This window comes from Streptomyces sp. NBC_00443 (assembly GCF_036014175.1).
GTDB lineage: Bacteria > Actinomycetota > Actinomycetes > Streptomycetales > Streptomycetaceae > Streptomyces.
The window spans coordinates 1,937,529-1,959,337 of sequence record NZ_CP107917.1; the positions used below are offsets into that span (position 1 = coordinate 1,937,529).

General features: G+C 70.6%; 19 protein-coding genes and 1 pseudogene. 11 read left to right on the forward strand and 9 right to left on the reverse strand.

What is annotated here, in order from left to right:
• Window positions 1-58: 58 nt before the first annotated feature.
• Together OHO27_RS08710 and OHO27_RS08715 are read right to left on the reverse strand one after the other, a co-directional pair.
• A complete protein-coding gene (locus OHO27_RS08710) occupies window positions 59-844 on the reverse strand; it encodes an ABC transporter permease (protein WP_328421940.1) in 786 nt (261 codons plus the stop codon).
• 1 nt (window position 845) lies between these two features.
• Window positions 846-1,754, reverse strand: coding sequence for an ABC transporter substrate-binding protein (locus OHO27_RS08715; protein ID WP_328421942.1), 909 nt, complete (start codon window positions 1,752-1,754; stop codon window positions 846-848).
• A gap of 209 nt (window positions 1,755-1,963) precedes the next feature.
• Here OHO27_RS08715 and OHO27_RS08720 point away from each other — a divergent pair, with 209 nt between their 5' ends.
• Window positions 1,964-3,235, forward strand: a complete 1,272-nt coding sequence (locus tag OHO27_RS08720; protein WP_328421944.1) for a cytochrome P450 — start codon at window positions 1,964-1,966, stop codon at window positions 3,233-3,235.
• Between the two features lie 28 nt (window positions 3,236-3,263).
• Here OHO27_RS08720 and OHO27_RS08725 read toward each other — a convergent pair whose 3' ends face one another.
• The 3 genes from OHO27_RS08725 to OHO27_RS08735 all read right to left on the reverse strand — a co-directional run bounded on the left by OHO27_RS08725 (window position 3,264) and on the right by OHO27_RS08735 (window position 6,143).
• Complete coding sequence (locus OHO27_RS08725) at window positions 3,264-4,451, reverse strand: damage-control phosphatase ARMT1 family protein (protein ID WP_328421946.1); 1,188 nt, start codon at window positions 4,449-4,451, stop codon at window positions 3,264-3,266.
• Window positions 4,452-4,482: 31 nt separating this feature from the next.
• Window positions 4,483-5,130, reverse strand: a complete 648-nt coding sequence (locus OHO27_RS08730) for a ScbR family autoregulator-binding transcription factor (RefSeq protein ID WP_328421948.1) — start codon at window positions 5,128-5,130, stop codon at window positions 4,483-4,485.
• A gap of 71 nt (window positions 5,131-5,201) precedes the next feature.
• Window positions 5,202-6,143, reverse strand: a complete 942-nt coding sequence (locus OHO27_RS08735; protein WP_328421950.1) for a ScbA/BarX family gamma-butyrolactone biosynthesis protein — start codon at window positions 6,141-6,143, stop codon at window positions 5,202-5,204.
• A gap of 179 nt (window positions 6,144-6,322) precedes the next feature.
• Between OHO27_RS08735 and OHO27_RS08740 the strand changes: the two genes are divergently transcribed.
• Window positions 6,323-7,000 carry a ScbR family autoregulator-binding transcription factor gene (locus OHO27_RS08740; RefSeq protein WP_328421952.1) on the forward strand — a complete coding sequence of 226 codons (678 nt, stop codon included), beginning with the start codon at window positions 6,323-6,325 and terminating at the stop codon, window positions 6,998-7,000.
• Window positions 7,001-7,120: 120 nt separating this feature from the next.
• On the opposite strand, the gene OHO27_RS08745 is transcribed toward OHO27_RS08740, so the two are convergent.
• Window positions 7,121-8,929, reverse strand: a complete 1,809-nt coding sequence (locus OHO27_RS08745; RefSeq protein ID WP_328421954.1) for a S8 family peptidase — start codon at window positions 8,927-8,929, stop codon at window positions 7,121-7,123.
• A gap of 426 nt (window positions 8,930-9,355) precedes the next feature.
• Between OHO27_RS08745 and OHO27_RS08750 the strand changes: the two genes are divergently transcribed.
• Window positions 9,356-10,300: a lytic polysaccharide monooxygenase auxiliary activity family 9 protein gene (locus OHO27_RS08750; RefSeq protein ID WP_328430385.1), complete on the forward strand. Its 945-nt coding sequence runs from the start codon at window positions 9,356-9,358 to the stop codon at window positions 10,298-10,300.
• 18 nt (window positions 10,301-10,318) lie between these two features.
• On the opposite strand, the gene OHO27_RS08755 is transcribed toward OHO27_RS08750, so the two are convergent.
• Window positions 10,319-10,960 (reverse strand): Tat pathway signal sequence domain protein, encoded by a 642-nt coding sequence (locus OHO27_RS08755; RefSeq protein WP_328421956.1) that lies wholly within the window; start codon window positions 10,958-10,960, stop codon window positions 10,319-10,321.
• Between the two features lie 665 nt (window positions 10,961-11,625).
• Here OHO27_RS08755 and OHO27_RS08760 point away from each other — a divergent pair.
• The 8 genes and pseudogenes from OHO27_RS08760 to OHO27_RS08795 all read left to right on the forward strand — a co-directional run bounded on the left by OHO27_RS08760 (window position 11,626) and on the right by OHO27_RS08795 (window position 18,981).
• Window positions 11,626-12,318, forward strand: coding sequence for a DUF6230 family protein (locus tag OHO27_RS08760; RefSeq protein ID WP_328421958.1), 693 nt, complete (start codon window positions 11,626-11,628; stop codon window positions 12,316-12,318).
• Window positions 12,318-12,764, forward strand: a complete 447-nt coding sequence (locus OHO27_RS08765) for a DUF6114 domain-containing protein (protein WP_328421960.1) — start codon at window positions 12,318-12,320, stop codon at window positions 12,762-12,764. Before OHO27_RS08760 ends, OHO27_RS08765 begins: the two co-directional genes overlap by 1 nt.
• Before the next feature lie 162 nt (window positions 12,765-12,926).
• Entirely contained in the window at window positions 12,927-13,766 is an 840-nt protein-coding gene (locus OHO27_RS08770) for an SAM-dependent methyltransferase (RefSeq protein ID WP_328421962.1), read from the forward strand.
• A gap of 229 nt (window positions 13,767-13,995) precedes the next feature.
• Window positions 13,996-15,003 carry a substrate-binding domain-containing protein gene (locus tag OHO27_RS08775; RefSeq protein WP_328430386.1) on the forward strand — a complete coding sequence of 336 codons (1,008 nt, stop codon included), beginning with the start codon at window positions 13,996-13,998 and terminating at the stop codon, window positions 15,001-15,003.
• A 189-nt stretch (window positions 15,004-15,192) separates the two neighbouring features.
• Window positions 15,193-17,615: pseudogene (locus OHO27_RS08780) on the forward strand (nitrate- and nitrite sensing domain-containing protein).
• 11 nt (window positions 17,616-17,626) lie between these two features.
• Entirely contained in the window at window positions 17,627-18,046 is a 420-nt protein-coding gene (locus OHO27_RS08785) for a roadblock/LC7 domain-containing protein (protein WP_147997842.1), read from the forward strand.
• A complete protein-coding gene (locus OHO27_RS08790; RefSeq protein ID WP_443059526.1) occupies window positions 18,027-18,407 on the forward strand; it encodes a DUF742 domain-containing protein in 381 nt (126 codons plus the stop codon). Before OHO27_RS08785 ends, OHO27_RS08790 begins: the two co-directional genes overlap by 20 nt.
• A complete protein-coding gene (locus OHO27_RS08795) occupies window positions 18,394-18,981 on the forward strand; it encodes a GTP-binding protein (RefSeq protein ID WP_328421965.1) in 588 nt (195 codons plus the stop codon). Before OHO27_RS08790 ends, OHO27_RS08795 begins: the two co-directional genes overlap by 14 nt.
• Window positions 18,982-18,984: 3 nt before the next feature.
• Here the strand turns inward: OHO27_RS08795 and OHO27_RS08800 are convergent, their stop codons facing one another.
• Complete coding sequence (locus OHO27_RS08800; protein ID WP_328421967.1) at window positions 18,985-20,517, reverse strand: M81 family metallopeptidase; 1,533 nt, start codon at window positions 20,515-20,517, stop codon at window positions 18,985-18,987.
• Window positions 20,518-20,532: 15 nt separating this feature from the next.
• A complete protein-coding gene (locus OHO27_RS08805) occupies window positions 20,533-21,696 on the reverse strand; it encodes an ROK family transcriptional regulator (RefSeq protein ID WP_328421969.1) in 1,164 nt (387 codons plus the stop codon).
• Window positions 21,697-21,809 lie beyond the last annotated feature (113 nt).

Below are 21,809 nucleotides of genomic sequence, written 5' to 3' on the forward strand. Positions count from 1 at the left end.
CCCACGGCCAGCCATCCCCCGACTCACCGCACCCAACACCCGCCACCCCACGCCCCCTTCACGCCACACCCCGCCGCCCTGGCGTCCACGGAAACAGCCTTCGCTCTCCCCACACCAGGACCCCGTTGATGACCAGCCCGAGCACGCCCGCCCACACCACTCCCGCCAGCACATCGCGTGTGCCGTCCGTAGCCAGTCCTGCCTGGGCGATGAAGATGCCGAGTCCTTCGCCGAAACCGGAGAGGATCTCCGTAGCGACGGCCAGGATGAGGGCGACCGCCGCCGAGATGCGGATGCCGGCGGCGATGAAGGGGGCCGTGCCGGGCAGTTCGACGCGCAGGAGGACGGCGAGGCGGCCGAAGCCGAAGGCGCGGAGGGTGTCCTTGGCCAGGGGGTCGGTCTCACCGAGGCCGTAGACGGTGTTGAAGAGGATCGGCCAGACCGAGGCGTACGTCACCAGGGCGACCTTGGTTTCGGTGCCGGAGCCGAGCAGCAGGGAGACCAACGGGATCAGGGCGACGGACGGCAGCGGCCGCAGGAACTCGACGATCGCGCGGACGGCGGCGTCGACGACCGGCACGCTCCCGAGGACCAGCCCGACCGGCACGGCGATGACGCACGCGAGGCCCAGCCCGAGCACCCAGGCGCGCAGGGTGGCACCGATGCCGTCCAGGAAGACCGGATCACCCGCCAACGCCACTGCTCGCGTCAGGACTTCGGAGGCGGGCGGAAGGTAGTCGCGCCGCACGAGACCCGCACGGGAGACCGCCTCGCAGGCGCCGAAGGCAAGCAGCACGCCCAAGGTGCCCAGGAGAAACTGCTCCTGACGGCCTTTCGATGTCACGTCACTTGACCATCAGCGTCGCCGGATCGATCGGCTTCTTCAGCATCCCGTGCTTCTTCATGAGATCCGTCAGCCGGGTGAGCTGCGTGGCGTCCATGGTGGGCGGAAAAAGGGGCAGATCGATCGACTCGGCCTGCCTGTCGGTCACTTTGGTGTAGGTCGGCAGCGTGTCCCGCACAACGGCCGGGTCTTCCTCGGCGATCTGCACAGCCGCCTTGATGGCCCGCTGAAAGGCCGCCAGTGTCTTGCCGTTCCCGTCGGCGAACTTGCCCGTGCTGATGTAGCCGCTGAGCGGGATCGACTCCACCGGCGCGGACGAGCCGTCGATGAGGACCCTGGCCTTCAACTCGTCCTGAATGGCGCTGTCGTAGGGCTCGACCGCGTGCACGGCGTCGACCTGTCCCTTGTCCAGGGCGGCACCCATCTGCGGGAAGGGAATCGCCCGGTAGACGGGGCGGCCCACGCCCTGCTTCTCCAGGATCTCGTCGAAGGTGAGCGACTGGACGTTGTTCAGGACGTTGACCGCGAGCTTCCTGCCCTGGAGGTCGGCGACGGTCTTGATGTCCGAGCCCTCGGGCACCAGCACGTCCATCATGCGCGGCGCCGCCCTGATCGCCTCGGCGACGATCCGGATGTCGAGGGTGCCCTTCTCGTGGGCCTGCAGGTAGGTGACGTAGTTCGCGCTCGCGACCATGTCGATCTGGCCCTTGGCCAGGGCCGGCAGCGCCTGGAGACTCTGCTGGATCTGCTGGATGCGGACGTCGAGGCCTTCCTCCTCGAACAGACCACGGTCTCGCGCGATATAGAGGGCGGCACAGTCGATCAGCGGCAGTGCGGCCACCGTGACGGTCTCCCGCCCGCCGGCGCCGGACGAGGATTCCCCGTCGTCCCCGCAGGCCGTGACCGCCATCAGCATGAGGGTGGCCGCGGCGGCAGCGGCTGTCCTCGTTCCCGAGCGCAATTGACGTAACGCCATGACGACATGACTAGCAAGATTTTGTCATGATCACCACATGCAGGAGGGGAACCCGGACACGTCATCTGTCGGTCTTCACCGATATACGCCACCTTGGTCGCATGACCTCTGCGCGCGGACGGCCCGCACGAAAGCGAGCAGGCGTGACGGCGCACCAAGCACCCCCCGTCCCCGACATCCCCGACGTCTTCGACCCTCGCCAGTACGCCGCCGGCGTGCCCCACGACGCCTACCGCATCCTGCGCGACCACCACCCCGTGGCCCGGCAGGACGAACCCGAGGTGCTGGGCTGGCCGGCCGGACCCGGGTTCTGGGCCGTGACCCGGCACGCCGACGTCGTACGCGTGCTCAAGGACTCGGCGACGTACTCCTCGCACATCGGCGCGACCCAGATCCGGGACCCCGACCCGGACGACCTGCCCTTCATCCGCCGCATGATGCTCAATCAGGACCCACCGGGACACGGTCGCTTGAGGCGGCTGGTGAGCCGGGCCTTCACGCCCGGCCGCGTGGACCGTTTCACGAGGGTCGCCGAGGCGCGCGCCCGCACGCTCCTCGCGCACGCCCTGGAGACCGCGCGAACGGCGGACGGCACCGTCGATCTCGTCACCGCCGTGACCGACGACTACGCCCTGCTCAACCTCGCCGACCTGCTGGGCGTGCCGGAGGCCGACCGCAAGCTGCTGCTGCACTGGACGCGGCGGGTCATCGGCTACCAGGACCCCGACGAGGCGGGCACCCCGGTGCTCGACGCCGACGGCAGGCCGGTCAATCCGCGGTCGCCCGCGATGCTGCGGGACATGTTCGGGTACGCCCAGCAACTGGCCGCGCACAAGCGGCGCCACCCCGACGACGACGTCATGACCACCCTCGCCCATGACGCCGAACTCGCGGGACCCGAGCTGGAGATGTTCTTCTTCCTGCTCACGGTGGCGGGCAACGACACCGTCCGCAGCGCGGCGCCGGGCGGGCTGCTGGCGCTGGCGGAGCACCCGGAGTCGTACGACCGACTGCGGACGGGCCAGGTGGAACTGCCCTCCGCAGTCGACGAGTTGCTGCGCTGGCATCCCCCGGTCCTCACCTTCCGCCGCACTGCCGCACAGGACACGGAGCTCGCCGGCCGGCTCATCCGTGCGGGCGACAAGGTGGTCGTCTTCCACGCATCCGCCAACCGTGACGAACGGGCCTTCGCCGGCCCCGACCGGCTGGACCTGTCCCGCACGCCCAACCCGCACGTGTCCTTCGGCGACGGCCCGCACGTCTGTCTGGGCGCCCACTTCGCCCGGCTCCAGCTGCGGGTGCTCTACCGAGAGGTCCTGCGGGTACTGCCCGTCCTCAGGACCGCGGGAGAGCCCAAGCGGCTGGTGTCGAACTTCATCAACGGGCTCAAGTACCTGCCGGTGCAGGTCAGTTGAGCCGGAGTGAGTCGACGGCCCGAGGTCGTCACGTCCGCACCTGGATCAGTGCATGCGTCCCGCCCGTCCGCCACTTCTGCCCCTCCGCCGCCACCAGCGCCGTCTCCGTACGGGCGTCCAGGCCGGTGATCACGTCGGACTTCAGGGTGCGCAGGGCGGCCACCGGGCCGGGGAAGTACGCGGTGACGTCGGCGAACGGCGTGGTCGGCGGCCAAAGGCGGTCGCCGACCAGGCGCCGGTAGTTGAGGTCGCCCTTGACGATGGTGATCGTGGCCGCGGCGAGCTCGTCGCGGAGGTCGCCGGGCATCGCTGCGTACGGCAGCGGGGCGCACGAGAAGGGGTGGGCGCGGACGGTGAGGCGGCCGTCCGTCATCGCCGACCAGAGGACCTGACCGTACGTCGCGGCCACGCCCTGCGCCGCGGTCAGCCTGCGCAGGGCGTCGAGCACGTCGGCGTGCGTGGCGTCGGAGACGTAGTACGGGTACGCCTTGATGTGCAGGACGGCCCGGCCGATCCGCCCCTGGGTGAGGAGGTGGGCGATGAGGAGCAGGTCGGGGACGAGTTCACGGCCCGCGTTGTCGGCGATCAGACACAGCGTGGCGGAGCCGGACGGCGGGAACAGGGACCAGAAGGTCTCGCTGTCGTCGGCCACGAGGGGCGGGGTGTCCGAGGATCCCTCGTCGTGTGCGGCCGACAGACGGAAGCCGAGGTCGGCTCGGTTGCCCCACAGGGAGCCGTGCAGCAGAGCCCGGTCCTGTTCGTCGGCGGGCCGGTCCGCGAGGTCGTCGAGGGCGGCGAGCTCCTCGTCCGTCTCCGAGGCGTCGAGTTCGGCCGTCTTGGAGGGGCGGAAGGGGTCGATGCCCTGCCAGGGGCCAGGGGTGAAGTAGCGGACGGCTTCGAGGAGTTGGCGGTAGAAGTAGCTCTCCGACCACAGCCACGGTACGTCGAACCAGGACCGGCCGGTGTGCGCGTCGGCATCCCAGGCCGTCCAGCGGTCCCGGTCGTGCGCGTCGGCGGGCAGCGGTTCGATCACGCCCGTGATGCAGCTCGCGAGGAGCGCGTCCAGCGCGCGGCGCTGCTCGGGGCCGTACGGGAAGGACTCCCGTACCTGCCGGATGATCGCGGGGTGCCGTTCGGCGAGGACGCTGTGCGGGAACGAGCCGGGTTCGTTCCCGAGGAGCACGGACGCGGGCGGGGTGTCGGACCTCTCGGGCATACGCCTCACCGTATCGCGCGGGTCAGGTGTGTCATACGGCTCTGATCTCCCGCTCCAGCTGTGTCGCGAGGGTGAGGTAGCGGGCCCGGCGGGGCACCGGGACCAGACCGCGGATCATGATGTGCCACATCTCTGCCACCCTGCGGGGCTGCCGGGCGACGGGTTCGAGGGAGCGGCCGACGACGCGGGTGCCGACGAAGAAGCACACGATCGAGTTGGCCGCGGCCTCGGCGTCGATGTCCGGGTGCAGGTCGGACTCCTTGGCGGCGCCGAGGAGCTTGCGGGTGGTGATGTCCAGCAGTTCGGTGAAGGGGTGCCTCAGGGGCGGTCGTATCACCACTCCGCCGGTGGCGAGGCGCAAGCCGGCCCTGGGGATGGGGCCCTCGACGGACAGCCGCGCGATGCCGAACGTCGTGCGCATCAGGGCCTCCAGCGAGGTGTAGCCCCTGCCGTCCATCTCCGCCGCGACCTGACGCGAAGCACGGGACTGGAGTTCCATGATCGCCTGGGCCAGGTCCTCCTTCGCCGCGAAGTGGAAGTACAGGGCGCCCTTGGTGACTTGGGCGTGGTCGACGATGTCGCTGAGACTGGTCGATTCATAGCCGTGACGGTCGAACAGTTCGGCGGCGGCCGTGAGGATCGTGGTGCGGGTCTGTTCCGCTCGTAACTGCCTCGCCATCAGCTGAACTCTCCTGGGGCCGGAAAAGAACGGGTCGCGCCGTTTGTTTCTTACTCCCCGTACACGATAGCTCAGCCCTCCTCGGTGCCCACCCCGCACTCGAAAACCGTCGACTCTCCCTGCCGTCCCACGACTTGCACATCGGTGCCGTTCGCCCCCGGCTCACCCACGGCCTCGATCCAAAGAGGCAGGTCGAGTTCGGCGTACTGGTGGAAGACGGCATGGAAGGAAGCGGGCCTGCGGGGGGACTTCCGGGTCCTGGCACGTATGGCCTGTCGAACCGCTTCCAGCAGGAGCATGCCGGGCACATGATCGAGCGGGTGATCAAAGAAAACAGCATGGCCGGTATCGACGCGCAGCTGCCACCGGTCGGGGAGCTCGGCCGGCGCGAGGACGACGTCCGCGGACAGGGCGCGGTCCACGGCCGAGGGCGGCAGAGCGGGCGGGACGGGCAGCACGGACACGGTGGCCGCGGTGCGCCCGCCGCGCAGTCGGCGGTAGACGGCTGCGCTGGTCCAGGTGGCGGCCACGTGTGCGGTCCCGACGCACTGGTCGCCGAGCCGTATCTCCGCGTCGTAGCGGAATCCGGCCGGGCGGCCGCCGCGGCGGGTGACGTCGGAGACCGTGATGTGGAGGACCGGTGCGGCGGGTGCGGTGCCGATGGCCAGATGCTCGGGGCGCGTGGTGATCCGCAGTTCCGTGAGCACGAACTGGTGGCCCAGCGGCACCTCGTAGGCGGTGTGCGCGATGAGTGTGCCGGCCTGGCGGACGGTTTCGGCGACGAGCAGCGGCTCGTATGCCGACCGGTCCGGCGACACGTGTAAATGATGAGCGCGCGGCCATTCGGCGAAGACGGTGAACCGGTCCTCTTCGGTGCTGGTCGCACCGGTGAGAAACGTTTCCGCGACCGAGGCACGGTGGACGAGTTGGCGAGGTACCGTGGCGGTCAGGCCTTCCGGTGCCACCGGGGTCTCGGTGAGCGGAGCCGTGGCGAGTTGCCGCGGATGAGACATGTCCCCTCCTTGGGTCCCCCCGTGTGTGCGCTGACAACGGCGAGGTGCCCGTGCCGCGAGCGTTAGAGTACGAGGCGACCGGTTTGTTTTCAATGCGGCCTTGGGTCGCTCGGCCGTGCCCGAACCGCTCCGGCGCACGCCCGGCGCAGAGGTCGACTCGGCGCAGCGGAGGGGCTGTTATGGCGAGGCAGGAGCGCGCCATCAGAACGCGGAGGGTGATCCTGGAGGCCGCGGGCGCGGTCTTCGACGAGCACGGGTACGCGGCAACGACCATCTCGATGGTCCTGGAGCGGGCCGAGGTCACGAAGGGCGCCCTGTATTTCCACTTCCCCTCCAAGGAATCCCTGGCCCAGGCCGTGCTGGACGAGCAGATGCCGTTCGGCGTGGTGCCGCCGCAGCCGTGCAAGCTGCAGGAACTCGTCGACATGACCTTCGTGTTCGGGCAGCGGCTGATCGGCAACTCCCTGCTCAAGGGCAGCGTGCGGCTGGCCGTGGACCAGAGCGCTCCGCCCGGTGTCGACGACGCCGGGCCGTTCCGGCAGTGGGCGGACCATCTGATGGGGCTGCTCGAACAGGCCCGTGACCAGGGCGAGTTGCTGCCCACCGTGGTACCGAGACAGACGGTGGAGCTGCTGGTCGGGGCGTTCGCGGGGCTCCAGTTGATGTCCCTGGCGCTGACCGAACGGGAGGATCTGGCGGAGCGGATCTCGGTCCTGTGGGGACACATCCTGCCGAGCATCGCGGTGCCGGGCCTGTTGACCGGTATCGACCGCGAGCCCGACCGCGGACTCCGGGTGCTGGACGCCCTCGACGAAGCGGGCGTCGAGCAGACCGACATGGACCTGTCCGTACGCTGAGTACACAGCGACCGACCGGAGTGACGGTTTCCGTCACTCCGGTCGGCGCCGCAACGAACGGCGGGCCGGCCGATGCCCCATCCGCACCGGCCGGCCCGCCCGCTTGTGGTACACGTTCGCTCAGAAGGTCAGCTTCCAGTTGTTGAGCCGGCCCGTGTCCTGGGCCGCCGTGTCCTGGACGCGCAGCTTCCAGGTGCCGTTGGCGGTCTCGCTCGAGGCGTTCACGGTGTAGGTGGCGCTGACGTTGTCCGCGGAGTCCGAGGAGCTGGACTTCAGGCGGTACGTCGAACCGTCCGGGGCGACCAGGTCGATGACCAGGTCACCGCGGTAGGTGTGGGTGATGTCCACGCCGACCTGGAGGGCCGACGGGGCGTTGCCGCTGCGGCCGCTGACGGCGATGGAGGACTCGATCGCGGAGCCGTTGTCCGGGATGGAGACGGCGGACGTGCTGGTGAAGGTGGTGCCCCCCGTGGAGCCGCCGGAGCTGCCGCTCACCGCCTGCACCGTCTTGGTCGCGTCCGCGAGTCCGGCGCCGCAGCCACCCGAGCAAGTGCCGGGCAGAGTACGCGAGTTGGTCTTGATCGCGGACTCGATCTGCGCCGGGGTCAGCGACGCGCTGGCGGACTTCATCAGCGCGGCCAGGCCCGCGATGTGCGGGGCGGCCATGCTGGTGCCCTGGTAGTACTCGTAGCTCTCGGAGGACGGGCCCTGGGCGCCGGAGTTCAGCGTGGACAGGATGCCGTTGGCCGTGACGGAGTTGGTCTCGCCGCCCGGAGCGGCGATGTCGACGACCGAGCCGAAGTTGGAGTAGTAGGAGCGGTTCCCCTGGCGGTCGGCGGCCGCCACGCTGATGACGTTGCTGCAGCTGGCCGGCGAGTAGTTCGCGGCGTTGGCGTTGCTGTTGCCCGCCGCGACGACCACCGTGGTGCCGCGGTTCACGGCCGCGTTGATGGCGCTCTGGGTCGCGGTGGTGCAGGCGCCGCCCCCGCCGAGGCTCATGTTGATGACCTTGGCTACGTTGGCGTTGGCCGGGACGCCGGAGACCGTACCGCCGGACGCCCAGGTGATGGCGTCGATGATGTCGGAGTCGTAGCCGCCGCACTTGCCGAGCACACGCAGCGGGGAGACCTTCGCGCCGTACGCGATGCCCGCGACGCCCTTGCTGTTGTTGGTGACGGCGGCAATGGTGCCGGCGACGTGGGTGCCGTGCCAGGAGGAGCCGTAGGCCGGGTCGCCGGAGGCACACTCGTTGGCGGCGGTCCAGTCGCCCGGGTCGGCCGGGTTGCTGTCGCGGCCGTTGCCGTCGTTGCCGACCGTGGCGTCGGAGATGAAGTCGTAGCCCGCGACGATGTTGGCGCCGACGTCGGAGTGGGAGACATAGCCGGTGTCGATGACGGCGACGGTCACCCCGCTGCCGGTGGCGACGTCCCAGGCGCCCGGCACGTTCATGCCCGCGGTGGACTCGAACAGGTCCCACTGCTTGGTGTACTCGGTGTCGTTGGGGGTGGCCAGCGGCTTGTTCAGCCGGTCCGGTACGACGTAGGCGACCTGCGGGTCGGCCCGGTACTCGGCGACGACGTCGGCGACGTCCATCCCGGTGAGGTTCTCGCCGAGGTCGACGAGGGCGGCGCCGGAGCCGAGGCGGCGCTGGAAGTCGAGGTCCTCGCCGGCCTCCTTGCCCTTGGCGGCGGCGTCGGACTCGGCGGCCTTGTTCGACTTGGCCTCGGCGGCACCGGACTTGTAGCCGACGATGAGGCGCTCGGCCGTGGTGCCGGGGGCGGCCTCGGTCTGGGCCGCCGGGACGGGGGCGGCGGCTTCCTCGGCGGGGGAATCCTGGGCCACCGCAACCGTGGTGGCGGCCGTGAAGAGCGCGGCGGAGACCGCGGCGACGGATATCAGCTTCCGTCTGAGGGGTGTGGAGGTACGCAAGGGCTTGCCTTTCGTGGCCGGCCGTACTCCGGGCAGCGCGGAGCGGCGGTCGATTCGCTTCGTCCTCGAAGCGGCGGGGGGTCCACCGGGTGGGCAGGTGGGGGCGATACGGCGAAGGCGGGGCAATGCGGCGAAACGCAGGTGGGGCAGTGCGTAGTGCGGGGGCGCGGCGGCCGGCCTGGCGCGAGCTACGCCCCGTTCGGGGTTACCTGTGGGGCGGCTGTGGTCGAACGATAGGCAAAGAGCTGGTCATCCGGATACAGGGGAAACCCTCGATCCGGCCGGAAACCCACCCTCTACGTCGCATGGTTGACCGGTATTGGCGGACTTTGCCCGACTCGTCGCGCAGTGAACGCGCCGGGCCGATTTCCCGTACTGCACGAGGACCCTTCCGCACCGGCCGAGGAGACGTTCCGGATGTCCCGGATGCCCTGGATGAGATCGCACCGCACCGCCCTGACGGCCGCCGCCGTCACGCCGCTGTTGCTCACGGTGTGGGCGGCGGGCCCGGCCCATGCGCACGGTGCGCCGACGGATCCGACCAGCCGCGTGTACGCCTGCTCCCCCGACGGCGGCAGCGCGTCCACGTCGGCGTGCCGGGCGGCGATCGCCTCGAACGGCGCGCCCTTCACGGCCTGGGACAACCTGCGGATCGCGAACGTCAACGGCCGGGACCGGCAGGTGGTACCCGACGGACAGCTGTGCAGCGGCGGACTGCCCGCCTACCGGGGCCTCGACCTCGCCCGCGCCGACTGGCCGTCGACCCGGCGCACGCCGGGGTCCCCCCAGACGATGCGGTACGTGTCCACGATCCCGCACACGGGCACCTTCAAGCTCTATCTCACCAAGCCCGGCTACGACCCGGCGAAGCCGCTCGCCTGGTCCGACCTCGCGGAGCAGCCGTTCGCGGTGGTGAAGGACCCGGCGCTGACGAACGGGGCGTACCGGGTCCGGGCGACCCTGCCGTCCGACCGGACCGGGCGCCATGTGCTGTACACGATCTGGCAGAACAGCAGCACGCCGGACACCTACTACTCGTGCTCGGACGTGGTGTTCCCGGAGGCGGAGAAGCAAGGCGGCGAGGGCTCCGCGACGACATCGCCGGGCGGGGGCGAGCGCTCCGCGACGGCCTCCCCGGGCGACGGTGAGAAGCGCACGGACAGCAGCCCTACGCCGGCGACCGAGCAGCGCACGCCGCAGCCGCCGACGCAGACCCCGGTGTCGGCCCAGCCCCAGAGCGACAGCACTCCGGTGGCCTCCGGGACGGACACCGACTCGGGGCCGTCCACCCCCATGCTGGCGGGCGGCGCCGCGGCGGTACTGGTGCTCACCGGCGGCGCCGCCCTCGTCCTGCGTCTGCGTCGGCGGTGAACCACCGCCGTTCGAGGGTCAGTTGACGTTGACGGCGAGCCCTGAGCTCGTCACCGGGGCGTACTTGGCGGTGAAGTAGGCGCTGCTGAAGCACAGCGACGAACCGGACGTCTTGGTGAACGGCTGCTGGGTGAAGGCGATGCTGTTGTCGGCGTTGCTCGCCGTGCCGGACAGGCCGGGCGCCTGGTAGACGCAGGTGATGGTGCCGAGCAGGGTGCGCAGCTTGACCGTGGACTGGACGGCGGAGCCCGCGGCCGGGGTCACGGTGACGGTGCCGTCGGAGGACACGCTGGTGGTGTACGGCAGGTTGTCGACGGTGATGCCGCTGACGCCGAGCACACCGGTGACGTTGGCGGTGCAGCCGCTGGTGTCGAAGGTGTGGGAGGTCAGCGACTCGGTGGCGGTGCCGGGGGCGGCGGGGTTGTCGGTGACGGTGGCGGAGAACGCCGACTTGGTGCAGGAGATGCCGCTGGTGCCGGTCGCGCTGGAGTAGAAGGTGGCGGCGGTGCCGCTCGCCAGGTTGGCGTCGAGCACGGCGCCGACCGCGACCGCTGCTCCGTCGGTGGTGGTCAGTACCGGTGTGTCGGCGGCCGAGGCGGGGACGGCGAGCCCGAGGGCTGCGACGGTGCCGGCGAGGGTGAGGAGGGCGCGTGCGCGCATGCGGGGTACCTCGACTTTCGTTGCGGGGGTATGCCCTGAGGGCGGCTGTGCGGCTCAGGGGGTTCGGTGGGGGGCTCGGGCGCGAGTCGGGGTGCGCCGTTGCCGGGCCGTGACGCCTTCTCCGTACGACACGGACCGGCAACGACAGCCGACCGGTGGCCGGCCGGAGACCGTGGGGAGGGCTCCGGACGGACCGGGCGGGGAAGGGCGTCCGGCACGGACCGAGGGGGAAGCGACCGTGACGGGGCCGTGAAGTGATCTCGCGGAATGTAAAGGACATCAAGTCCGGGAACGCGGGCCACGGGCCACGCGACGGCGGATCCGGCGCCACGGATCCAGGGGGAGCCAGGGAGAGTTGTAGACCTGAGTGTCCGTCAACGTCAAGACACAGAAAGGGAGTTGATTGCTTTCGCCGGTACTTTCCGAGGCTTCCGAGGGGTTACGGAGGCAGTGGACTCACAGGTGGCGCACAATCAACACTCTTTTCCCACAACTGCCTTGACCCTCGGGTGTAACCACCGGTAACTTCCGGGCTGGCTACTGCGGAGTACGAGAAAGCCCTTGCACCCGCCGGGAGTTGTGAGGGGCGTGCGCCGTGGGCGCTGTCCGCGCCAGGACAACGTGCCGCTGATGCCCTACCCGCACTTTTGCATCTGGGAGCAGTTATGGCCTCGTCCTCGGACGTCACCTCGTCCGCCGACCACACCCCCGAGAACCCGGAAAGCGGTTCCGTGTCAGAAGCATCCGAACCCACCGAGGGCCCCGCCAGACGCGGGCGGGTCCGGGCGCGCCGGGCCGCCGTGATGGCGGTGCCGGCCACCCTGGTCGCCGGCGCTCTCGCGGTACTCACCGCCGAGGGCGCGCTGGGCGTGCAGTTCGCGATCTCCGGCATGCCCTTCACGGTCACCGCGACCGAGCTCAACGGCACCGGGTTCGAGCAGTTCGGCGGCCTCGACAGCATGGCGCCGGGCAGCCCCAACGAGGGGGACACCGGCGGCCAGGTGCTGATCGTCACCTCCGCGATCAAGAACGCGACGCTCACGAAGCTGTGTCAGAGCGTCGACCTCGGCGGCACGAACCTGCTCATCACCGCGGGCAGCGGAGCGGAGAAGGTGAGCGCGAGCGATCTGACCACCGACTCGACCGAGCTGTCGGGTGACGCCGCGTTCAACAACATCGAGATCGGCAACGACGCGAGCACCTTGACCAAGGCCGGGGTGAAGGGGCCGATCGGCGTCTTCAGCCAGCAGGCTGACACCGTGCGCATCGCCAATCTGCGGCAGACCAACTACGCGACCACTGCTGGCGTGTTCAAGCTTCCCGGGCTGAAACTCGGCTTCAGCAGCAAGGGTTGCTGATGGCGCAGCGTTCGGGTTTCCGGTCGGCCTTCCGTCGTTGGCGGGCCGACCGGCCGTTCTGGGGCGGGGTGTTGCTCGCGCTGGGCGGGGCGGAGATTCTGCTCACGATGAAGGCGTCCATGAAGGTCGTGCTTCATGTCGGGATGCAGGGGCTGGCGGGGTATCTGCTGCCGGCGCTGATGCTGCTGCTGGGGCTGTTGATCCTGATCAATCCGGCTCAGCGGCTCTTCTACTCGATCACCGGGGTGCTGGTCTCCCTGGGGTCCTGGCCCACGTCCAACCTCGGGGGCTTCTTCGTGGGGCTCCTGCTGGGGGTCGCGGGGAGTTGCCTTGCCTTCGGGTGGATGCCGGATCAGGAGCCCAGGCGCCGGCGGCGGCGTCTGCGTCTGCGGCGGGAGGAGGGCGTTGTGGCTGCGGCCGTTGAGCAGGTCGGGGAGCCCGCCTGAACCGGGTTCTCCGGCCTGCGGCCGGGGTTGCGACGCCAGAGCGCCGCAGGGATCGGTGAAGTTCGGCGGGTGCGGGTTCGTGGGGGCTGGTCGCGCACTTCCCCGCGCCCCTAGGTTGGTGCACTGACCGCCAACTGTCCATCGTCCCCGCGCAGTTGCGGGGTGAACCAGCCCGACGCCCAGGTGCCCGGAGGCCCCGTGTCCGCCGACCGTATCGATACCGAGACCGCACACTCCGCCCGGATCTACGACTACATCATCGGCGGCAAGGACCACTACCCCGCCGACCGGGAGGCGGGCGATGCCATGGTCCGGGAGTGGCCCGCGCTGGCCGTTCACATGCGGGCCAACCGGGACTTCATGAACCGGGCCGTGCGGTATCTCGCCGAGGAGGTGGGGATACGGCAGTTCCTCGACATCGGGGCCGGGATTCCGACGTCGCCCAACATTCATGAGATCGCCCAGTCGGTGGCCCCCGAGGCCCGGGTCGTGTACGTCGACAACGATCCGCTCGTGCTCACGCTGTCGAAGGGGCTGATGTCCGGCACGGCCGAGGGCAGGACGGCGTACGTCGAAGCGGACATGCGCGACCCCGCGGCGATTCTCGACGCCCCGGCCTTCCGCGAGACCCTCGATCTCGGAAAGCCGGTCGCGCTCACCGTGATCGCGATCGTGCACTTCATGCTGGACGAGCACGACGCCGTGGGGATCGTGCGGCGGCTGCTGGAGCCGCTGCCCGCCGGGAGCTACCTGGCGATGTCCATCGGCACCGCCGAGTTCGCGCCGGACGAGGTCGGCCGGGTCGCCCGGGAGTACGCGGCGCGGGGCATGCCGATGCGGCTGCGCACCCTCGCCGAGGCCAAGGATTTCTTCACCGGTCTGGACCACGTGAAGCCCGGCATCGTCCAGGTCCACAAGTGGCGTCCGGACGGCACGGGCACCGACGTGATCCGCGACGAGGACATCGCGATGTACGGGGCGCTCGCCCGCAAGGCGGGTTGACCCGGTTTGCGAGCGCAAGCAGTGTGGGCGGACCCATCGGCCGTCCACCCTCCCGCCAGCGGTTCATCACGATGTGGCAGCTACAACTCACGCGTTGTTGTTGCACACTTGACTGCCGGTGGTCACACGCGATTGGCTCCGCCCCAGCGAGAGTTTCACCCGGTCGGCGAACCCCCGGTCGACACCGGCCGTCCTCTCGTTCGTTCCTACGGCTCGGCCGCACAGCGAGGTGCCGCACCCTCGCGAAGACCCCACCCCCTCCCCCTCTTTCACTCGCGTCGCGGCCCTCACGGCCGCCTCCTGTCTGCTGCTGGCCGGCTGCTCCACCGTCGGCGGGACCGACGAGGCGCCGGACGCGGACGCGGCGGGCTCCTCAGGGCTGAAGGTCGCCCTCATCACCCACGGCGGCGAGGGCGACGCCTTCTGGGAGCTGGTGCACAAGGGTGCCCAGGCAGCGGCCGCGAAGGACGGCATCGACCTGACCCTCGCGAGCGACTCCGACCCGGCCGGCCAAGCCCAGTTGATGCGTGACGCCATCAGCCAGAAGGTCGACGGCATCGCGGTGACCCTGGCCAAGCCGACGGCGATGACGGGGCCCGTCGCCCAGGCGCGGGCGGCCGGCATACCGGTGGTCGGCCTCAACTCCGGTATAGACGACTGGCAGTCCGCGGGGCTGGTCGGGTACTTCGGCCAGGACGAGAGCGTCGCGGGCCGGGCCGTCGGCGACAAGCTGGACGACCTCAGGGCCAAGCACGCCCTGTGCGTCATCCACGAGCGCGGCAACGTCGCCCTGGAGGCGCGCTGTGCGGGTGTGAAGAAGTCCTTCGGCGGCGACACCGAGAACCTCTACGTGGACGGCACCGACATGGACGCGGTGACCGCCTCCGTCGCGACGCGGCTCAGACAGGACCCGAGCATCGACGAAGTCGTCATGAACGGCGCACAGTTCGCACTGGCCGCGGTGAAGTCGGCCGAGGAGGCCCGCTCCAAGGCCCATGTCGCGACCTTCGACCTCAACAAGGACCTGGTCAAGGCGGTCCAGGCCGGGGACGTGCAGTTCGCGGTGGACCAGCAGCCCTATCTGCAGGGCTACCTCGCGGTGGACTCGCTGTGGCTGTACAGGACCAACGGCAACACCCTCGGCGGCGGCGAGGCGCCCGTCCTCACCGGGCCGGCGTTCGTCACCAGGGCGAACATCGCCTCGGTCGCCGAGTTCGCCGCCAACGGAACCCGGTGACCGGACAGTTCCCCGACGCTGTCGCCAAAGATTCGGTCACGCGTGACACGTACGCTCACTTGTACGGATAGCATCCAGCGCATCCCCCGTGACGTACCGGACACGCCGCCACCCCTGGCGCTCGTCCCGCTTCCGCTTCCGCGCTGACCCCGCCCGCTCCCGCCCTCCGCTGATCGCCCTAGGACGACAATGTCTCCACGGACAGGTCCCCGGCGCCGCCTCGGCTCCATCCGTCTCTCCCTGATCCTGCTGGCCCTGGTGCCCGGCGTCACGCTCGCCGCCGTCTGGGGCGTGACGACGATCCAGATGTTCTCGGAGGGCCTGGGGCTCCGGTCGCAGACCGGGCTGAGCAAGTCGACCGGGGCCATGGGCACGGAGGCCACGCTCGCGCTGCAGCAGGAGCGCAGCTACTCGGCCGTATGGCTGGCGTCCCGGCAGGAGGAGGCCCGCAGCGCGCTGGACGAGCAGCGCCGCAAGACCGACAAGGCCGTGGCCAAACTGCTCGCCCAGTCGGACGCGATCCAGCAGGCCCCCTCCCGGATCAGGGACCGGCTGTACTCGGTCGTCGCGTCGGTGAGCAGCCTGGAGTACTACCGGGGGCAGGTCGACAACCCCACCGACATCACCGCCGCACAGGCGCTCGGCCAGTACACGTCGATCATCGACGACCAGATCCACGCCTTCCAGGAGCTCTCCCAGGTCGACGACGGCGACCTCACCTCGCAGGCCGGTCCGCTCGTCGCGCTGGAGCACGCGGCGGAACTGGTGTCCCGGGAGGACGCGCTGCTGACCCTGGCCTCGCCGTCGCGGACGATGGACGAGAAGTCGTGGACCGAGTTCGCGGAGCTGGTGAACACCCGCCGCTGGCTCGTCGAGGACCAGATCCTCCCCTCGCTGACGGGGAGCGCGAAGACGGAGACCGAGCGGATCCTGGGCAGCCCGCAGTGGGGGACCCTGGAGACCGTGGAGGACCGGGTGCTCGCGGCGCGGACGACGGCGCGCGGGGACGGGGACATCGCCGTCCCGGACGCGCAGAAGGAGTGGCGGGCCGCGCTGGTCAAGGTCTCCGACGAGTACGAGGTGCTGATCCGGCAGCAGACGACCGCGCTGCTGCAACGCAGCGGCGACAACGCCCGCGGCCTGCTGATCAAGGCCGCCTCCCTGAGCGCGGGCGGCCTGGTCGCCCTGCTGGTGTGCGTCTGGATGTCGTGGCGGATCACGCGTTCGCTGTCCCGGCGCCTGCACGGCCTGCGCGAGGCCACCCTCGGCCTCGCGCAGGAGCGGCTGCCCGACGTGGTGGCGCGGCTGGAGCGGGGCGAGACGGTCGACGTGGAGCTGGCCACCCCGCCGCTGGACTACGGCCACGACGAACTCGGCCAGGTGGCGCAGGCGTTCAACACCGCCCAGCGCACCGCCGTGCACACCGCCGTCGAACTCGCCGACACCCGGCGCGGCTTCCAGAAGGTCATCCTGGGCATCGCCCGGCAGAGCCAGAACCTGGTCAACCTCCAGCTCACCAAGCTCGACGCGCTGGAGCGCGCGCACCAGGACCCCGAGATCCTCAAGGGCCTGTACGAACTGGACTCCACAGCCAGCCAGCTGCGCCGCTACGAGGAGAACCTCGTCATCATCAGCGGCGAGCGGCCCGGCCGCAGCTGGAGCGAACCGGTCGCGCTGATCGACATCCTGCGCAGCGCCGTCGGCGAGGTCGCCGAGTACCGGCGGGTCGAGGTGCAGACGGAGGAGGAGGTGCACCTGGCGCCCCCTGCCGTGGCGGACGTCATCCATCTGCTGGCCGAGCTGATCGAGAACGCCACGCTGTACTCCCCGCGCCCGCGCCGGTCGGGGTGCGGGCCGCGATGGTGGCCAAGGGCCTGGCCGTGGAGGTCGAGGACCGTGGGCTCGGCATGTCCGAGGAGGACTACGACTCCTTCAACGCGCAGCTGGCCGAGCCCCCGCAGTTCGACGTGGTTGCTCTCGCCGACGACCTGCGCCTCGGCATGTTCGTGATCGCCCGGCTCGCCCAGCGGCACGGCATCGCGGTCACCCTGCGCTCCTCGCCGTTCGGCGGCACGACGGCGATCGTGCTGATCCCGCACGACGTCGTGGTGCGGGACCTCGCGGCCGCGGAGCCGGACGAGGTGGAGCACTCCGGTGCCGCCGAACCGGAGGAGCCCGTACGGGAGTCCCGCCCGGTCGTCCCGGCCCGCGCCTCGACCGCCCAGGCATCCACCGCGGCCTCCGCCCCCGCCATGCGCCGCGACGGCGGTCTCATCGCCCTGCCCCGCCGGGTGCCGCAGACCAGCCTGGCCGCCGAACTGCGCGAGGAGGCGCGGCCCACCGAGGAGAACGGCTACGAGGACTTCACCGCGGAACGAGCCGCCTCCTCCCTGGCCTGCTTCCAGCGGGGCACGCTCCAGGCCCGCGACGACAGCGACGACTGCGACGACGAGTCTGCGGACCCGCCCGAGCCGGCCGCGGACCAGCGGATCCCCGCCGCCCGCCGGACGCTTGACGACGTCGCCCCCGAGGAGCCACCCGCGGCGGACACCGCCGACGCAGCCGCGGACTCCTCCCCCACGTCCTCCCCTTCGCCCGCCGACCGCTCATGAAGGACACCGCCATGACACGCCCCACCCCCGCCACCGACACCCAGCTAGACCAGTTGCTCACCGGACTCGTGGAGCGGGTCGCCGACGTCAACCACGCCGTCGTGCTCTCCGAGGACGGTCTGGTGGTGAGCAAGTCCACCGGGTTCCTGCGCGACGACGCCGAGCGGCTGGCGGCGACCGCGTCCGGCCTGATGAGCCTCAGCAAGGGCGTCAGCATGGACTTCAGAGGCGGGCCGGTGCGTCAGGCACTGATCGAGATGGCCAACAGCTATCTGATCCTCACGTCCGCCGGTCCCGGCGCCCACCTCGTGGTCCTCACCAACCAGGGCGCGGACGTCGGCGTGGTGGCGTACCAGATGAACATGCTGGTGAAGAAGATCGGCGAGCACCTGTCGGCGGCACCGCGGGCCCATGTCGGCCCTGGCGCGTGAGGTGGCCGGAGACGATACGGCGGGCAGGCTGGTACGTCCCTTCACGCTGACCGGCGGCCGGACCAAGCCCAGCCGCACCGACTTCACGCTGATCACGACGGTGACGGCGGTGGATCCGCCGCCGGAGCGGGTGCCCCGTCCGCAGCCCGAGCAGACGCGGATCCTGCGGCGCTGCGCCCGGCCCATCGCCGTCGCGGAGCTCGCGGCCCATCTCGACCTGCCGGTGAGCGTGGTCGCCATCATGCTCTGCGATCTGCTGGAGGCGGGCCTGATCACCGTGCACCCGCCGCACCCCGTCACCCCCCGCACCCCGGACCTGGACCTGCTGCAGAAAGTGAGGGACGGCCTTGGCCGGCTCTGACACCACCGTGGAATCGGTCGCGCCGCCCGACACGGTCAAGATCCTCATCGCCGGCGGCTTCGGCGTCGGCAAGACGACGCTCGTCGGGTCGGTCAGCGAGATCCCCCCGCTGCGCACCGAGGAGCCCCTGACCGCCGCGGGCGTGGGCATCGACGACCTCAACGGCATCGAGAAGAAGCGGGCCACCACCGTGGCCCTGGACTTCGGACGGATCACCATCAGCCAGGAACTGGTGCTGTATCTGTTCGGTACGCCCGGGCAGCAGCGGTTCTGGTTCATGTGGAACGACCTGGCGATCGGCGCGCTGGGTGCCGTCGTCCTGATCGACGTCCGCCGGCCGGAGTCCAGCTTCGCGGCGATCGACTTCTTCGAGCGCCGGGAGATCCCGTTCGTCGTCGGCGTCAACGGCTTCCACGGCGAACACCCCTATCCCGCCGAGGAGATCAGGGACGCCCTCGCGCTCCCGGAGCATGTCCGGGTGCTGCTGTGTGACGCACGGGAGCGCGAGTCGTGCCGGGACGTGCTGATCGCCCTGATCGACCAGTTGATCGCCGACGCCCGGCAGGCGAGCTGAGCGTCACTCCTCGGGGCCGGGAAGCGGCCGGTTTGCGGGTGCGACGATCCTGGCCGTGAGGTCGGGGCCGGCCATCGCGGGGTCGAAGGGAAACATGGGCCGGCGAATGCGGTGGTGGCCGAGCCGCAGCAGGTCCTGGTCGACGCCGCCCGGGGTAAGCGCCATCTTCCAGTCGGCGGCCATGGCGAACAACTCGGGCTCCAGATAGCCGATCTTGACGATCACGACGTCGGCCGTGCGCGGGTCCAACTCCAGGTCGGTGAAGTCGCGTTCGAGGTGATACGGCTTCCGGAGCCGGGTCAGGATCACGTGCACGCTGCCCACCCGCAGCACGGCCTCCGTCTCGGCGTCCCGGTCGCCGTGTCGTACGGAGTGCACCACGCCGGTCATCGTGAGCGGCCCCGAGTGCCGGTCGTCGACCTCCGCGCCGGCGGTGACGGTGACCGCGGCGCCGACGCCGGCCTTCACCGCCGTGTCGACCGCGGACGGGCCGGGCAGGGAGGCGTACAGCACGACCGGGCCGGACGGGTCCTTGAACTCCGAGCGGTCCAGGACGTGTTGGAGTCCCCAGGTGACGTCTCCGGCGCCGCCCGCCGTGGGATTGTCGCCGGTGTCGCTGATGAAGTAGGGGCGGGCGCCGGCGGCGAGGGCCTCGTCGAGGCAGTCGCCGAGGGTGCCGGTCGGGGCGACGAAGGCGAAGTCCTGCCGGGCGTCCCAGAATCCGCGGGCGAGACGCTCGGCGCCTGCGGTGACGGCGGCCTCGTCGGGTCCGGTGACCACGACGGCGGCCCGGTTGCGCGGCTCGTCGGCCCAGGCGTACCCGACCCAGATCGCCGCGTCGGTCACCCCGTGGGTCGCTTCCACGTCCTCGACGGCCGCGTACACGCTCTTCGCGGGTTCGATACGGGTGGAGGTCTGCTCCCCGGCCAGCAGCACCGGCACCGGCACCCAGGCCTTGACGGGGCGGGGCGCGCCGCTCGCCAGGAGATCGACGAGGTTGCGGGCGGCCCGCTCCTTGGTCTCCATGGCGTCCTCGTGCGGGGCCATGCGGTAGCAGGTGATCAGGTCGCTGAGGTGGACGAGCGGCCGGGAGACGTTGCCGTGCAGGTCCATGGAGGTCGACACGAGGACGTCCGGGCCGGTCACCTCGCGGACACGGGTCAGCAGGTCCACCTCCGCGTCCTCGAGCCCCTCGACCGTCATCGCACCGTGGATGTCGTACCAGAGGCCGTCGAGCGGCCCCAACTCCCGCAGTCGGTCGATGAGTTCGCGGGACAGCTCGGCGTACGCGGCCGCCGTCACCGTACCGCCCGGCAGCGCCTTGCCGACCAGGGCGCCACGCCAGTCGGCGGCGTCCCGCAGCGGCTGTCCCGGGGCCAGGAACGGGTAGCGGCCGAGGACGTCCGGTCCGCGCCGCGGGTGAAAGGCGGGGGCCTCGGTGCGGGCCGGGGAGAAGGTCGACGACTCGATGCCGAGGCCGGCGATCGCGATGATGGGACGGAGGCGGGGCTGGAGCTGAGGCGAGGACTGGGACATGGCTCCTCCTGCGGGTCAGGGGTGGGTGCCGGCGACCGAGTGCAGCGCGTGGGCGAGGGCCCGCTGGAGGGCGAACTGGCCCGCGCCGACCAGGCCGGCGTCCGCGCCGAGGCCGGCCCGTTCGATGACCAGGTGCTCGGTGACCAGCGGGTGGCAGCCCTCGTACAACTGGCTGCGCACGGCCGCGACGAAGGGCTCCAGGGTGGAGAGGATGCCGCCGAGGTACACGGCGTCGGGGTTGAAGAAGTTGACGTTGGCGGCCAGCACCATGCCGAGGTAGCGGCCGGCCTGCCGGACCGCGCGCGTGGCCTCGGGGTCGGCGTCACCGGCGAGGCGTACGACGTCCTCGGTGGATGTCACCTCCAGGCCGCGCTCGCGCAGGATGCGGACCAGCGCCGCGCCCGAGGCGACCGTCTCCAGGCACCCGGTGTTCCCGCAGGAGCAGGGGATGTCGTGGGCGGCCTCGACTCGGACGTGGGTGATCTCGCCGGCCGCGCCCGAACCGCCCCGGTAGAGGCGGCCGTCGGCGATGACGCCGGCGCCGATGCCGGTGCCCGCCTTCACCATGATGGCCTGTCGTTGCGCGGCAGGGCGGACGCTGTGCTCGCCGACGGCCATGCAGTTGGCGTCGTTCTCGATGGCCACCGGGACCCCGAACCGTTCCTGCAGCCAGTCCCGTACCGGGAACCGGTTCCAGCCCGGCATGCGCGCGGGCAGTGTCACCAGGCCCGGCTCGACGTCGACCGGGCCCGGCAGGCAGAGGCCGACACCTCTGAGGGACTCCCGCCCGTTCCGCTCGGCGAGGCCCTCCAGCGTCTCGACCAGGCCGGGCAGCGAGGCCTGCGGTCCGTCGGCCGTCGCGAACGGCACCGTGGAGACGTCGGTGAGACCGCCACCTGGGTGGACGACGCCGACATGGGCGTGCCTGCCGCCGAGTTCGGCCGCCACGGCATAGCCGTCGCCGCCGCCGAGGCGCAGCACCTTGCGCGGCCGTCCGCCGGTGGACGACATGGTGCCCTCCTCGGTGACCAGGCCGTAGTCCAGGAGCTTGGTCACCGCGAACGAGACCGTCGACGGCGCGGCGCCGAGCAGCTCGGAGAGCTCCGTGCGCGTGGACGCCTGCCCGGAGGCGAGGAGTTCGAGGATGCGCCGGGTCAACGACCCACTTTTTTCAGTCATGGACGAAGTTACTTCCGTCATCTGTGGTCGGGACAGCGAGAGTAGGCCTCGAAGGACCCCTTACAGGTATTTCCAGAACAGCAGAAACATACTTTTTACAGCGGCACTCCTGT

Coding starts and splice junctions, on each gene's coding strand:
- OHO27_RS08715 (WP_328421942.1), bottom strand. CDS start 1,754: ATGGCGGTCACGGCCTGCGGGGACGACGGGGAATCCTCGTCCGGCGCC.
- OHO27_RS08725 (WP_328421946.1), bottom strand. CDS start 4,451: ATGCCCGAGAGGTCCGACACCCCGCCCGCGTCCGTGCTCCTCGGGAAC.
- OHO27_RS08730 (WP_328421948.1), bottom strand. CDS start 5,130: ATGGCGAGGCAGTTACGAGCGGAACAGACCCGCACCACGATCCTCACG.
- OHO27_RS08735 (WP_328421950.1), bottom strand. CDS start 6,143: ATGTCTCATCCGCGGCAACTCGCCACGGCTCCGCTCACCGAGACCCCG.
- OHO27_RS08740 (WP_328421952.1), top strand. CDS start 6,323: ATGGCGAGGCAGGAGCGCGCCATCAGAACGCGGAGGGTGATCCTGGAG.
- OHO27_RS08750 (WP_328430385.1), top strand. CDS start 9,356: ATGCCCTGGATGAGATCGCACCGCACCGCCCTGACGGCCGCCGCCGTC.
- OHO27_RS08755 (WP_328421956.1), bottom strand. CDS start 10,960: ATGCGCGCACGCGCCCTCCTCACCCTCGCCGGCACCGTCGCAGCCCTC.
- OHO27_RS08760 (WP_328421958.1), top strand. CDS start 11,626: ATGGCCTCGTCCTCGGACGTCACCTCGTCCGCCGACCACACCCCCGAG.
- OHO27_RS08765 (WP_328421960.1), top strand. CDS start 12,318: ATGGCGCAGCGTTCGGGTTTCCGGTCGGCCTTCCGTCGTTGGCGGGCC.
- OHO27_RS08785 (WP_147997842.1), top strand. CDS start 17,627: ATGACACGCCCCACCCCCGCCACCGACACCCAGCTAGACCAGTTGCTC.
- OHO27_RS08790 (WP_443059526.1), top strand. CDS start 18,027: ATGTCGGCCCTGGCGCGTGAGGTGGCCGGAGACGATACGGCGGGCAGG.
- OHO27_RS08800 (WP_328421967.1), bottom strand. CDS start 20,517: ATGTCCCAGTCCTCGCCTCAGCTCCAGCCCCGCCTCCGTCCCATCATC.
- OHO27_RS08805 (WP_328421969.1), bottom strand. CDS start 21,696: ATGACTGAAAAAAGTGGGTCGTTGACCCGGCGCATCCTCGAACTCCTC.